Here is a 13,187-nt window from a genome sequence, read left to right on the forward strand (position 1 = left end):
CCATGGCTACTTGGGCCTGGACACGGTTGGCCGCCTGGAAGTTCTCGACCATGACCGCCACGTCCTGGCTGGTCGCTGCTGCGCTCGGCTCCGTGCACATCACGCGTAGGCAGGCGGCGACCTGGTCTCCAGGTCGGTGCCGTTCATGACCGCCGGGTCCATCACATCCAGCAGTCGCAAGGCCTGCTCTGCGGCACCGGCCCGGATGCGCAGCCGTCGCCTCGGCCTGGCCCGCGAGGCTTCGAGCTCGCGCCGCAGCCGGCTGAGATCGGAGTCGAGCAGGCGTCCGCGCCACTTGCGCACCTTGCGGGCCACGATCACGGTCTCGACGTTGGTGCGGCCCATCAGCGAGACGACCGCCCCGGGCACATTGTTGAGCGGGGCCACGTTGAGCGCGGTGACGTCGCGATGTCGGCCTGCTTGCCGGGCGGCAGCGTGCCGGTCCTGCCGTCGAGCCCGAGGTGCTTGGCGCCGTTGATGGTCGCGTACTGCAGCACTTCCCGGACGGTGAGCAGCTCCACGGCCGGCGTCGGCCGGTGGTTCGGCGGCTCCCAGCCCGCCGTGGTCCGCAGCCTCGCCCCTGCTCGCGTCACGGCCATGTGCCGTTGTCCACGCCGCCGATCGGAGGTGTGGTCGTTGCGGCTGCGGGGCGTTTGTGGTCGCATAGCTGACCATGTGCGCTTGCCTGATCCCTCTGGGCGGCCAGGTGTGTGCGCCGGTGCCCGGACCTGCTGTGGGACCACCGTTCGCAGGACCCCCGTCGGGGTATCAACCTGCGCTCAGCGGTTCCGGACGCGGGTGAGGCGGAGCATGAAGGCATCGAGGCGGCGGGGCGGGCCGGCTCTCGGCTTCAGCGGGCTGTTCGGCCGGTTCCAGCACCCCGCGCAAGTCGTGGTCGGTGTGTTCGCCCTGACCATCGGCATCGGCACGCTGCTGCTCAAGACGCCGATGGCCACCTCCGCGCCCGGCTCGGTCGACTGGCTGACCGCGCTGTTCACCGCGACCTCGGCCGTCTGCGTGACCGGCCTGGTCGTCGTCGATACCGCCTCGACCTGGTCGGCCTTCGGCGAAGTGGTGATCGCGCTGCTGTTCCAAGCGGGTGGGCTCGGCATCATGACCCTGGGCACCCTGTTCGCCCTGCTCATCTCCGGCCGCCTGGGGCTGCGCGCCCGGCTGCTGGCCCAAGCCGAACGCAAGGCGCTCGGTGCGCCGAACCTGCGCCGCGTGGTTCGCAACGTGGTGTTGTTCACCCTGACGGTCGAGGCGCTCGCGGCCATCGTGCTGACCGTCCGGTTCTCCGCCGCCTACGACCACGACTTCGGACGCGCGCTGTATCTCGGCGTCTTCCACTCGATGTCCGCCTTCAACAACGCCGGTTTCGCGCTGTGGCCCGACAGCCTGACGCGATTCGCCACCGATCCCTGGATCTGCCTGACCATCGCGATGACCGTCCTGACGGGCGCGCTCGGCTTTCCCGTCGTGTTCGAGCTGTGGCGGCAGTGGCGCCACCCGAGGCGCTGGTCGGTCCTGACTCGCATCACCGTGGGCGTCACCGTCGTCCTGCTCGTGGCCGGCACGCTGATCTTCCTGATCACCGAATGGAACAACCCGCGCACCATGGGGCCGATGTCCGACAGCGACAAGCTGCTGGCCAGCTTCTTCCTGACCGTGATGCGCACCGGCGGGTTCAACACCGTCGACCTGTCCCAGTTGAATCCGTCCAGTTGGCTGCTCAGCGACCTGCTGATGTTCATCGGCGGCGGCAGCGCAGGTACCGCGGGTGGCATCAAGGTGACCGTCCTCGGCCTGATGGTCTTCATGGTGTGGACCGAGATGCGCGGGTACGCCGATGTGAACATCGGCCCCCGGCAGATTCCCGCCACGGCGCAGCGCCAGGCCATCGCCATCACCCTGATGGGGGTGAGCCTGGTCGCGGTCTCGGCCTACCTCCTGGTGGTGATCAGCCCGCACATGCTGGACCAAGTCCTGTTCGAGGCCATCTCGGCGTTCGGCACGGTGGGCATGTCGCTGGGCATCACCGCAGCCCTTCCCCCGGCCGGGCACCTGCTGCTGATCGTGTTGATGTTCGTCGGCAGGACGGGACCGCTCACCCTCGGCTCGGCGCTGGCCCTGCGCGAACGCGACCGTCGCTATGAACTGCCCAAGGAATACCTGATCGTCGGCTGACTCAAGCCGTGCGCCCATCGCGCTCGTCGATCTCGTGGTCGTCGCACGAGAAGGACGCTCTCGCTGACCTTGGTGCCGGGGGAGCCGCTGCTGGTCTCCGGCAGATTCCGCAGCATCATCTTTGCCGTTCGCCGACCTTGCCCGTCTGTGGCGGACGGTGAAGAGTGAGGACGCGGGCATCTCCCGGCCCTCCCCGGGAAGCTGCGGAGATGCCCGTCAACGTCGGCTGTCGACTCCCTCTCGCTGTTCGTATCGGCGCTCCTCCCGTGGCCTGATGTTGCCGTTCTCCGGCAAGGACCGGTCCGCGGAGTCTGCGGCCGGACGCCCTTGTCGCGTGCGCCGTGGACGGGACATCCTCGATGCGGGAGGGCCACCGCCCGAAGGTGACGTCCGTGCTGGGCGAAGTCGCCGCGAATCGTCAGGTGGCCGGGACGCGGCACCGCGTCCGATCCCGCCGGTTCCCGCGCCTGGCGGCGCTCGTGCGTGTCATGGGCATGCCCTGCCGCGGGCCGGCCGCCGTTCCCGATCGTGATTGGAGTGTTCATGACCGGCGCTTCGCGTCGTGCCTTTCGCCTGTTCGACCGGCTCTCCTGGGCCGAGTCCCGCCGTATCGCCGACATCCTGCGCAAGGAGACCATCGGCGGCGCTCTGCTGCTGGGCGGCGCCGCGGTGGCGATGGCGTGGGCGAACTCTCCGTGGGCGGGTACGTACGAGGCGGTGCGCGCCTACACGATCGGTCCCGCGTCGCTGCATCTGAACCTCGACCTCGCGACCTGGGCGGCCGATGGGCTGCTGGCCGTCTTCTTCTTCGTCGCCGGCCTGGAGCTCAAGCGGGAGTTCGTCGCGGGGGATCTGCGGCAGCCGCGCCGCGCGGCGGTGCCGGTCTGCGCCGCCGTCGGCGGTGTCGTCATCCCGGCCGCGCTGTACCTGCTGCTCACCCGGGACGCCGACGGCGCCGCCGCGGGCTGGGCGATCCCCACCGCGACCGACATCGCCTTCGCCCTGGCGGTGCTGGCGGTCATCGGCCGCTACCTGCCCGCCGCGCTGCGTACGTTCCTGCTCACCCTGGCCGTGGTGGACGACCTGCTGGCCATCGTGATCATCGCCGTCTTCTACACCGGCGACCTGGCGCCGGTCCCGCTGCTGGCCGCCGTGGCGCCGCTTGCGATCTTCGCGGTGCTGGTGCGGCGTGGGGTGCGCTCGGGGTGGCTGCTGCTGCCGGCGGCGGTCGCGGTCTGGGCGCTGGTGCACGCGTCCGGCGTGCACGCCACCGTCGCCGGCGTACTGCTGGCCTTCGCCGTGCCGGTGCACCGGAGCGAGCGGGCCGGCGGCCCTGAGGCGGGCTCTGGCCTGGCCGAGCACTTCGAGCACCGCTTCCGGCCGATCTCGGCCGGGATCGCGGTGCCCGTCTTCGCGCTGCTGGCGGCCGGGGTGCCCGTGGGCGGTCTGGACGGCGTCACCGCGGCGCTGACCGACCCGGTCGCGGTGGGCGTCATCGCCGGCCTGGTCGTCGGCAAGCCGCTCGGGATCATGGCCGCCACCTGGCTCGTGGCCCGCTTCACCCGGGCTCATCTCGATGAGGGGCTGAGCTGGATCGACGTGCTGGGCCTGGCGGTCCTGTCCGGCATCGGGTTCACGGTGTCGCTGCTCATCGGAGGGCTCGCCTTCGACACCGGGAGTGGCCGGGGCGAGTACGTCACGATGGGCGTGCTGACCGGTTCCGTCGTGGCGGCGCTCCTGGCGGCGGTGATCCTGCGGCTGCGCGACCGTGTCTACCGGCGGCTCCACGAGGCCGAAACCGCGGCCTCCGAGGTGTCGGCGACCGCCGGTGGCCGGTAAGCGGGAGCCGGTGCAGGCAGGCGCACGCAGAACCGCCGGCCGGGCCGCCCGGCCCGGCGACCGCTTCGACCTGGCGGACATAGCCGCCCGTGCCGGCGCCGGGGCGTGCCCTCCCTGCGGCTGCGGGAATACCTTGCCGCCGTCGCCGGAATCATGCGGGCGAGCAGGTCGTCTCCGCTCGCACGTCAGGGGCGATCGGGACCGGCGTCGGGCCGGAAGAGCCGGATGAGTTCCATCGGCACCGGGAAGGCGACGGTCGAACCAGGCTGGGCCGCCGCGTCCACCATGGAGCCGAGAGTGCGCAACTGCATCGCCGCCGGGTGCTCCTCCAGGATCCCCGCCGCGTCGCCCAGGTTCCGGGCGGCCTCCTTCTCTCCCAGCGAGTGGATCACCCGCGCCCGGCGGTCCCGCTCGGCCTCGGCCTGCCGGGCCATGGCCCGGCGCATCGTCTCGGGCAGCGACACGTCCCGCACCTCGACCAGGGACACCTTCACCCCCCACGGGTTGGTGAGGTCGTCGATGACCCGGGCGAGCTGCTGGTTGATCTCCTCGCGTTTCATCAGCAGATCGTCCAGGCTGCGCTGGCCGAGGATGCTGCGCAGGGTCGTCTGGGCGATCTTGGAGGTGGCGACCCGGTAGTCCTCGATCGCGATCACCGACCTGACCGGATCGAGCACCTGGAAGTACGTCACCGCGTCCACCCTCACGGTCACGTTGTCGGAGGTGATGATCTCCTGCGGCGGGACGTCGGCGGTCTGGATGCGCAGATCGACCCGGACCATCCGATCGACGATCGGGATGATGAGGAACAACCCCGGCCCTTTGGCCGCCTGGACCCGGCCCAGGCGGAAGATCACGCCCCGCTCGTACTCCGGGACTATCTTGACCGCGTTGCCGATGATGAACAGCAGCACAAGCGCGGCGATGCCGATTCCGATCAAGGTTCCGTTCACGATGCGCTCCCTCGCTCACGCGTCACCGTCAGACGCCGACGGGTCCTCGCGCAGCGGCTCCACCACCAGCGTGAGTCCGTCCACATCCGTGACGCGGACGTCCTGCCCCGGGCTCAGCGGCCCTCCGGTGCTGCGCGCCGCCCACCAGGCGCCGTCCATGAAGATCCGGCCGCGGTCGCCCTCGCTCTCGCCCACCTGGGCCGTCCGGCCGACGAGCGCCGACGTCCCGGTGGCCGCGCTGCCGTGCCTGGTCCGGTAGACGATCCGGCCCGCGATGACGGCCAGGACCACGATGACCACGGCCGTCGGCAGGGCGACCATGGGGTCCACGCGCACGCCCTGCGCCTCGTCGAACAGGAACACCCCCGCCAGGACGAGCACGACGCCGCCGCCTATCGCGAACCCGGCGATGCCCGGCGCGAACAACTCGGCCAGGAACAGGCCCGCCGCGATGAGAAGCAGCACGACCCCGGCCGCGTTCACCGGCAGGACGGCCATGCCGAACAGCGCGAGCACCAGGGAGACCGCACCCACGATCCCGGCCACGCCGATGCCGGGAGAGGCCAGCTCGTACAGCAGGCCGAGCAGGCCCAGCGTGAACAGGATGTAGGCGATGTTGGGGCTGGCGAGGAACTGCTGCACCTGACGCAGCCATCCCCACTCCGCGCGATCGGCCCGCGCCACGGCGGTGCGCAGCGTGACCGTACGGTCGCCCGCCACCCGTACCTGCCGCCCGTCCACCGCGCTCAGCGCCTCCCGCAGCGAGGACGCCTGGGCGTCCACCACCCCCGTCCGCACGGCCTGGCTCACGTCGAGCGAGCGGCCCTCGCGCACCATGGCCCCGGCGAACTCGACGTCGCGGCCACGCAGCCGGGCCAGCGACTCGGCATGGGCGGCGGCGTCATTGATCACCTTGGCGCCCAGGTCCTCGCCCTGCATGCCCACCGGCGTGGCCGCGCCGATGGAGGTACCGGGCGCCATCACCGCCGCGTGCGCCGCCAGCGTGATCACCGCTCCCGCGGACGCCGCCCGGGCTCCCTGCGGCGACACGTAGACGATCACCGGCGTCTCACTCGCCAGAATGTCCTGCACGATCGCCCGCATCGACTCCGCCAACCCACCGGGCGTGTCCAGCTCGATCACGTACGCGGCATGCCCCTCCCGCTGCGCCCGGCCCAGCGTCTCCTCGACATGGTCCGCCACCACAGGTGTGATCTCCGTCGCCACCGTGGTCACCAGGACGCGTTCCACGCGGGTCTCGGCGACCCCTTCCTGCATCGCCGTCATGCCTCCGGACAACGCGATGACCGCGGACAGCACCACGAACGCGATCAGATGGCAGCCCACCGTGGTGGCCCGGAGGAGACCGCGGCTACGAGACCGCACGTCCGTACTTCCCCCCGACTCGTCTTACAGACGGCGCCTACCCGTGAAGGCCGGGAGCTCACGTGGCCACACGGCCCCTCACCAGGGCCACTTCACCGGCTCCAGGACCTTGACCCCGGCGCGCCCGTCGTGCGCCCACTCGCCGATCACCATCTCGCCGGCCCTCACCCCTTCACCACGCCGACCGGCGAAATAACGAACTGCCGATCGTGCTCGCCGTGCTGTGTCGCGAGCCGGATCAAGATGGTGCTCGCTTGCGGGCGCGCTCGCTCAGGCGCCGGGCGGTGCCGTACCAGGCGGGGACCTCCCGCTCGTCGTCGAACCAGCGGGCCACCACGACATCGGTGGAGGAGTGCAGCAGGATCGACAGCACGATGGCCACGGCGACCAGTTGGAACACCTCCTGGGCGGTGGCGATGCCCGAGCCGAGCACGATGAGGCCGTAGACCACCGACGCGAACCCCTTGGGGCCGAACCAGGCCACCGCGGCCTGCTCGCGCACGGACAGACCAGAGCCGAGGAAGGAGATCCAGATCGCGACGGGCCGGGCGATCACCAGAGCGAGCAGCGCGAACAGCCATCCTCGCCAGCCGACCGCGCCCAGCAGAGCCGGGGTGATCAAGGCGCCGAAGACCAGCAGCGCGGCCAGCTTCAGCATTTCGGCGATCAGCTCGCCGAAATGCTCGAACGATTCGCGCTGCCGCTGCCCGAAGGTGGCCACGGTGATGCCGGCGGCGAACGCCGCCAGGAACAGGTTGCCATGGGTGATCTTGCCGAGGGCGAGCACGAGCAGGCCGATGGCCAGGGCATTGAGCGGCTCGTACTGGGTGGAGGCGGCGAACCAGCGGGTCCGCTCCAGCTTGATCGCCACCCAGGGCACGACCACGCCGATCACGATGCCGAGACCGAGTTCCGCGGCGAGCTCACCCAGGTGGAGGTCTGCCGAACCGGCCGTGACGGCCAGGAAGACCATCACGAACGGCAGGGCCAGACCGTCGTTGACGCCCGACTCCACGTTGAGCAACTGGCGCAGGCGCGGCGGCACCTTCTCGTTGCCGACCAGCGCGGCGGCGAACACCGGGTCGGTGGGGGCGAGGATCGCGCCGATCAGCAGCGACTCGATCCAGCCCAGCCCGACCAGGTAGTGGGCTCCCAGCGCGGTGATGACCAGGGTGAGGGGCAGGCCCCAGCCGAGCGCGCGGCCGGGCAGCCGCCACGCCGTGCGCAGGTCGGCCCATCCCACGCGCATGCCGTCGGTGAACAGCACCGCGAACAGGGCGAGTTCCGCCAGGGTGCCGACCACGTCGTCGCCTGCGGTGGCCGAGACCACGCCGAGCACCCCGTCGCCGAGCACGAAACCGGCCACCAGGAACAATGCCGCCGTCGAGAGGATGGTCCGGTGGGCCAGGCTGGAGAGCAGCACCGCGAGCAGCAGCACGGAGGCGAACGCGGTGAGAAGGGACATCGAGTGCCTCCAGGTACGTCGGCGTCATGACCTTGCCGACCAGACTTCCCGGCGCACCGCGCCATACGGTAGCAGCATCACCATTGACGGTTAGGTGTGGTGTCTCAGGATGTTGGTTCCACGAGGTCCTCGCTGGTCAGCTACCTCGCGCAGCAGCTCGCCGGTCGGCGGGCCGAGGTCACGGAGCCGGTCGAGTCCTCGCCTCACCGGGATGCGGCGTCACGGTCGCCGGCGCGACCGTGACGCCGTGCGGCCGCTGAAGGTCGGCGGCGAGCCGCGCGGGCCCATGCTTGGTCTGCGCGGCTCGCCGCAATGCCTCTACCAGGTCAGCGATGTCCTCGTCGGGGCGGGGGAGTGGTCAAGCAGGCCGTTCTCGCCGTCCGCGCGCCGGCGGGCGTACCACTTGGCCAGGCAGCGGCGCGACAGCCCGGCATCGGCAGCGATGTGCGCGATCGGCCGGCCGGCGTCGCCCGGCTGCAGCCAGTAGGACCGGAGGATCTCAGGGCTCCCGCGTGAGCGGCCGTGCATGGCGTCAACGTGCGAACTTTTCGATGGCTGCCGGGGTGACGGGGGTGAAGAAGTTGACGAGGTTGCCGTCGGGGTCGCGGAACAGCAGCGACCGGTTGCCCCACGGCATCGTGGTGGGCTCGGTGACGAAGTCGGTGACGAAGCCGGTCAGGTTCTGGTGAATGCGGTCCACGTCGTCGACGAGGAACTCGATGATCACGCTCTGGTTGTCGGCCGGGCGGGCGGAGCCCGGGGCGAACAGTGGGACGGTGCGGGTGCCGGCGATCGCGAGGGTGGCGTTGGGGGTCTTGAGTTCGGCGAAGTCCTCGGTGGCCCACGTCGCCTGCGCCCCGGTGGCTCGCTCGTAGAACTCGACCAGGCGCGCTACGTCGCCGGTAATGATGCGGATCGAGACGAAGTCCATGGAAATCTCCTTGGCTGTGCTGGAGGCGTGCACGTCGCAGACTAGGAGAAATACTGGACAGAATCGGTCCAGTATTCGCGTTAGGCTGCGAACATGCCTCGACCGACCGCCCGCGTGCTGACACTCCTGGAGCTGCTGCAGTCGGGCGGCACCCGGACGGTGGCCGAACTCGCCGACCGGCTCGGCGTCGAAGGGCGCACCGTGCGGCGGTATGTGGACCAGCTGATCGACCTGGACGTGCCCGTGGAATCGGTGCGCGGCCGCTACGGCGGGTACCGGCTCGCCCCCGGGTACCGCTTGCCTCCGCTCATGCTGAGCGACGACGAGGCGCTGGCCGTGCTGCTCGGCCTGGTCGCCGGCCGCCGGGCAGGGTTGACGACGACGGAGCACACGGCAAGCGAGACGGCATCGGTGAAGATCCGGCGGGTGCTGCCCGAGCACATCGCCCGTCGGCTCGACACACTCCTGGAAGCTCTCGCCTTCACGGATCAGCCCGGCGAGTTCGACACCCCGGACGCCGAGGTCCTGCTCACCATCGCCGATGCGGTGCGCCACCGCCGGCCGGTCGCGATCCGCTACACCGACCGCGACGGACGGCGCAGCGAGCGCACGCTGCACGCGTACGGGATCGTCGCCCATTCCGGCCGTTGGTACGTCACGGGCAAGGACGCCCGGATCGGCGAGGACCGAACCTTCCGGCTCGATCGCATCGCAGACGCCAGGGCCCTGCCCGGCTCGTTCGAAGCGCCCGTGGGTCCCGATCCGGCACAGCGTGTGTTGTCAGCGTTCGCCACGGCCGAGTACCGGCATGAGGTGACCTTGCGGATCCACGGGACGGTCGGGCAGATCCGCGCCCGCCTTCCCGCCAGCGTCGCGAGCCTGGAGGAGTACGCGCCCGTGGCAGGCGAGGACCGGGCGACCGAGCGCTGGCTGCGCGTCGAGCTGCGGGTGGAACGGCTCGACTGGTTGCCTCCGGTACTCGCCTCGCTCGACCGTCCGTTCGTCATCGAGCGCCCCGATGAACTGCGCCGGCTCGTCATCGCACTCGCCCAACGCCTCGCGTCCCACGCCCGCCAAGCCTGAAGGCGAGGAACCACCGTCATGAGATGGCACAGGTAGGTCCGGTCTCGGGCGATCCAAAGGCGCTTGAGGCCACGTTCGACCGGCCTCACCTCCGCCGTCGCGAGAGCGGTGTCGTTCAGCAGGTTCAGCCCCGGGCCGGATCTCACTTTCGCCATGCCTGACCAAATGGTTAGCATGTTGACCATGCGATCAGCCGAAGACGATCTCACCGCACGGGCCCGGATCAGGAATGCCGCACTGGAGCTGTTCGGCGCCGAGGGGGTCGGCCGGGTCAGCCTGCGGGCCGTGGCGACGCGGGCCGGGGTGTCCCACGCCCTGGTCCTGCACCACTTCGCGTCCAAGGAGGGCCTGCGCCAGGCGTGCGATGAGTACGTGGTCTCGCTGGTGCGCGGAGGCCCCGAGGCCGACCTGGGCGACACCGCGGGGCTGGCCGCCATGCTGGAGGCCGGGGCCGCGGTGCGGCGCTACCTCGGGCGGGCCTTCCTGGACGGCACCCCGCAGGCGGCGGCGTTGTTCGACGAGATCGTCGAGGCCACGCAGCGGTGGCTGGAGCAGGGCGTACGCGAGGGCCGCGTCCACCCCAGCCAGGACCCGCGTGCCCGCGCCGCGTTGTACGTGACCTGGCTGCTGGCGCCGCTGGCCTTCGGTGAGCACCTGGCGCGGGCGCTGGACGTGCCCGACGTGCACGACATGGAGGCGATGCTGCGCTTCTCGCGGGCCGGCATCGAGATGTTCACCCGCGGCGTGTTCGCCGGCGAAGACGCCCTGGACGCCTGGGACGCGATCCGCAAGGAGCGGGGATCACGATGAAGGTCCTCATCCTGACCCACGGCACCCGCGGCGACGTCCAGCCGTACGCCGCCCTGGCCCTGGCGCTGCTGCGGGCCGGACACCAGGCGGTGCTGGCCGCCCCCGCCGCCATGGCCGGCCTGGCCCGGCCGCACGGCATCACCTTCGCGCCGGTGCACGACGGGCCGAACACGCTCATGGACGATCCGCACATCCGGCAGGCGATCGAGACCAACTACCGCGGCCTTCGCGGCAAAAAGATCGCGCTGGAGGTGATGCGGCGCACCAAGCCGCTGATGGCCCAGGTGTTCGAGGACATGGCCGAGGTCGCCCAGGCGGGTGCCGATGTGGTGGTGCACGCGCCCGGCATTCCGGGGCAGCATCTGGCCGAGTGGCTGGGCGTGCCCGCCGTGCCCGCCGCGCTGCAGCCGGTGTGGGTGCCCACCGGCGCCTTCCGCAACCCGATGGTCCCCCTGCCGCTGCCCCCGGCGCTCAACCGGGCCTCCTACCTGCCGATCAAGCTCATGCTGCGCTCCTTCGGCGGCATCGCCGACACCTTGCGCGAACGGCGGCTGTCCCTGCCGCGCCGGCGCGGCAGGCACGACATCCTGCGCCGCCCGGACGGCGGCCCGGCCACCGTGCTGCACGGCTTCAGCCGCCATCTGCTGCCCGGCCGTCTGGACTATCCGTCCTGGGTGCACACCACCGGCTTCTGGTACCTGCCGGCCCCGCCGGACTGGGCGCCCTCCCCGGAACTGGCCGCGTTCCTGGCCGCCGGTGACGCGCCGGTGTACATCGGGTTCGGCAGCATGGCGGGCACCGACCCGGCCCGGGTCGGCCGCATCGTGGCCGAGGCGGTACGCCTGGCCGGAGTGCGGGCGGTGCTGGCCTCCGGCTGGGGCGGCATGCACGTCAGCGATCTGCCCGACGGCGTGTTCCAGCTCGAACAGGCCCCGCACGACTGGCTGTTCCCCCGCATGGCCGCGATCGTCCACCACGGCGGCAGCGGCACCACCGGCGCGGCCCTGGCCGCCGGACGCCCTCAGGTCATCTGCCCGTTCGTCGCCGACCAGCCGTTCTGGGCCGCCCGCGCGCACGCCGCCGGCATCGCGCCGCCCCCACAACCGCAGCGCCGCCTGTCTCCCGAAGGGCTCGCCGCCGCCATCGTCCGGGCCGTCACCGACGAGGGCATGGCCCGCACCGCCACGGCGCTCGGTGAGCGGGTCCGCGCCGAGAACGGCGCCGTACGGGCCGTCACCATCCTGGAGTCGCTGTGAGCATCTCTCTCACCGATCTGGCTGGTCACCGGCTACCCGGAAAGCCTCACGGCGCTGACCGACGCAGCCGCCCGCCGCGTGGAGCGGCTGCGTCCCCGCATCCGGCGGATCACCGACGACCTGCTCGCCGGGCTGCCGCGTGAGCAGCGATTGATCCGCTGATGTCCGATTTTCCGGGCCGTCGAGCACCACTTCGGCGGCCTGTCGGGAACCTCCAATCCCGCCAGCCCGCGAGAGGGGCGGATCAACCTACACCGGGGGCATGTCCGGGAGTGCAGGACTGGCCGGGCCTGCCGATCTGCCGACGGCATGGAGAAAGCGTGTGCCCCAATCTCTCAGGTGATCGACGAATTCCGGCGGTCGGAGCACCTCGAATTCGGCGCCGAGATTGCCCAGCGCTTGCGTGGGCCAGTCCAGGCTGGTGGAGATCATCGTCAGCCGGCAGCGATGGTGGTCGACCGGTTCGATCTCGCCCCATTGGCCGACCATCCGGCGCACCTGCTCTGCGGGCGCGTGAACCAGCACGACGACGGTGTGAGCGGTCGGGACCTGGGTCGCGGTGCGGACGAACGCGGCGGCGTCCCCGCCGGGCAGTGGCCGTGGCGGGAAGTGGGAGCCGGTGTCGCGTGGCTGGGCCAGCCGGTCGAGGCGGAAGCTGCGCCAGTCGTGTCTGGTCAGGTCGTAGGCCACCAGATACCAGCGGCCCCCGAGCGCGACGAGGCGATGGGGTTCCACCTCGCGTTCTGTTTGCACGCCACCCCGGGTGGTGTAGTGGAAGCGCAGCCGTTCCTGGTCCCGGCACGCCTGGGCGATCATCGTCAGCACCTCCGCCGGGATGACCGGCCCGGAGGAGGCCGCAGAGACGGTCATCGCGCGCAGCGCGTTCACTCTGGCACGCAGCCGGGGTGGCAGGACCTGCACCACCTTGGTCAGCACGCGCACCGCCGCCTCGTCCAGCCCGGCGATGCCGCTCTGCGCCGCGTCTCCCATGCCGACCGCCAGCGCGACCCCTTCCTCGTCATCCAGGAGCAACGGGGGCAGCACGGCCCCGGGCTCCAGTCGATAGCCGCCGTCGGTGCCCCGGGAGGCGTGTACCGGATACCCCAGCTCGCGCAGGCGATCGACGTCCCGGCGCAGCGTGCGTTCCGACACCCCGAGACGAGCGGCCAGATCCGCGCCCGGCCAGTGGCGGTGTGTCTGCAGCAACGACAGCAGGGTGAGCGTCCGGGAACTCGTGTTGGCCATGTCATCATTATCGTGGCACTTCCGGTCAAAAA

The 13,187-nt window shown here is 71.0% G+C and carries 13 protein-coding genes; 5 read left to right on the plus strand and 8 right to left on the minus strand.

Annotated elements, in window-relative coordinates:
* Positions 1-99 precede the first annotated feature (99 nt).
* Positions 100-369: a hypothetical protein gene (locus HNP84_RS51515; protein ID WP_221337153.1), complete on the minus strand. Its 270-nt coding sequence runs from the start codon at positions 367-369 to the stop codon at positions 100-102.
* The gene (locus HNP84_RS51520) at positions 345-599 is read right to left on the minus strand and encodes an amidohydrolase family protein (RefSeq protein ID WP_221337154.1); all 255 of its coding nucleotides are present in this window, start codon (positions 597-599) and stop codon (positions 345-347) included. Before HNP84_RS51520 ends, HNP84_RS51515 begins: the two co-directional genes overlap by 25 nt.
* Positions 600-810: 211 nt before the next feature.
* On the opposite strand from HNP84_RS51520, the gene HNP84_RS34935 reads away from it, so the two are divergent.
* Positions 811-2,187, plus strand: coding sequence for a TrkH family potassium uptake protein (locus HNP84_RS34935; RefSeq protein ID WP_185054318.1), 1,377 nt, complete (start codon positions 811-813; stop codon positions 2,185-2,187).
* Positions 2,188-2,730: 543 nt separating this feature from the next.
* The gene (gene nhaA, locus HNP84_RS34940) at positions 2,731-4,026 is read left to right on the plus strand and encodes a Na+/H+ antiporter NhaA (RefSeq protein WP_185054319.1); all 1,296 of its coding nucleotides are present in this window, start codon (positions 2,731-2,733) and stop codon (positions 4,024-4,026) included.
* Positions 4,027-4,211: 185 nt separating this feature from the next.
* Here nhaA and HNP84_RS34945 read toward each other — a convergent pair whose 3' ends face one another.
* The 5 genes from HNP84_RS34945 to HNP84_RS34965 form a co-directional block, all read right to left on the minus strand.
* Positions 4,212-4,979: a slipin family protein gene (locus tag HNP84_RS34945; protein WP_185054320.1), complete on the minus strand. Its 768-nt coding sequence runs from the start codon at positions 4,977-4,979 to the stop codon at positions 4,212-4,214.
* 15 nt (positions 4,980-4,994) lie between these two features.
* Positions 4,995-6,365, minus strand: coding sequence for an NfeD family protein (locus HNP84_RS56380; protein WP_221337155.1), 1,371 nt, complete (start codon positions 6,363-6,365; stop codon positions 4,995-4,997).
* A 238-nt stretch (positions 6,366-6,603) separates the two neighbouring features.
* Positions 6,604-7,830, minus strand: coding sequence for a cation:proton antiporter (locus HNP84_RS34955; protein WP_185054321.1), 1,227 nt, complete (start codon positions 7,828-7,830; stop codon positions 6,604-6,606).
* A 318-nt stretch (positions 7,831-8,148) separates the two neighbouring features.
* Complete coding sequence (locus HNP84_RS34960; protein ID WP_185054322.1) at positions 8,149-8,358, minus strand: helix-turn-helix domain-containing protein; 210 nt, start codon at positions 8,356-8,358, stop codon at positions 8,149-8,151.
* Positions 8,359-8,362: 4 nt separating this feature from the next.
* Positions 8,363-8,761 carry a VOC family protein gene (locus HNP84_RS34965; RefSeq protein ID WP_185054323.1) on the minus strand — a complete coding sequence of 133 codons (399 nt, stop codon included), beginning with the start codon at positions 8,759-8,761 and terminating at the stop codon, positions 8,363-8,365.
* Between the two features lie 93 nt (positions 8,762-8,854).
* On the opposite strand from HNP84_RS34965, the gene HNP84_RS34970 reads away from it, so the two are divergent.
* The 3 genes from HNP84_RS34970 (at position 8,855) to HNP84_RS34980 (ending at position 11,910) form a co-directional block, all read left to right on the plus strand.
* Complete coding sequence (locus tag HNP84_RS34970; protein ID WP_185054324.1) at positions 8,855-9,844, plus strand: helix-turn-helix transcriptional regulator; 990 nt, start codon at positions 8,855-8,857, stop codon at positions 9,842-9,844.
* Positions 9,845-10,027: 183 nt separating this feature from the next.
* Positions 10,028-10,654, plus strand: coding sequence for a TetR/AcrR family transcriptional regulator (locus tag HNP84_RS55460; RefSeq protein ID WP_185054325.1), 627 nt, complete (start codon positions 10,028-10,030; stop codon positions 10,652-10,654).
* Positions 10,651-11,910 (plus strand): glycosyltransferase, encoded by a 1,260-nt coding sequence (locus HNP84_RS34980; RefSeq protein WP_185054326.1) that lies wholly within the window; start codon positions 10,651-10,653, stop codon positions 11,908-11,910. Before HNP84_RS55460 ends, HNP84_RS34980 begins: the two co-directional genes overlap by 4 nt.
* A 249-nt stretch (positions 11,911-12,159) precedes the next feature.
* Here the strand turns inward: HNP84_RS34980 and HNP84_RS34985 are convergent, their stop codons facing one another.
* Complete coding sequence (locus HNP84_RS34985; protein WP_185054327.1) at positions 12,160-13,155, minus strand: helix-turn-helix transcriptional regulator; 996 nt, start codon at positions 13,153-13,155, stop codon at positions 12,160-12,162.
* Positions 13,156-13,187 lie beyond the last annotated feature (32 nt).

The sequence above is a fragment of the Thermocatellispora tengchongensis genome, assembly GCF_014202315.1.
Lineage (GTDB): Bacteria > Actinomycetota > Actinomycetes > Streptosporangiales > Streptosporangiaceae > Thermocatellispora > Thermocatellispora tengchongensis.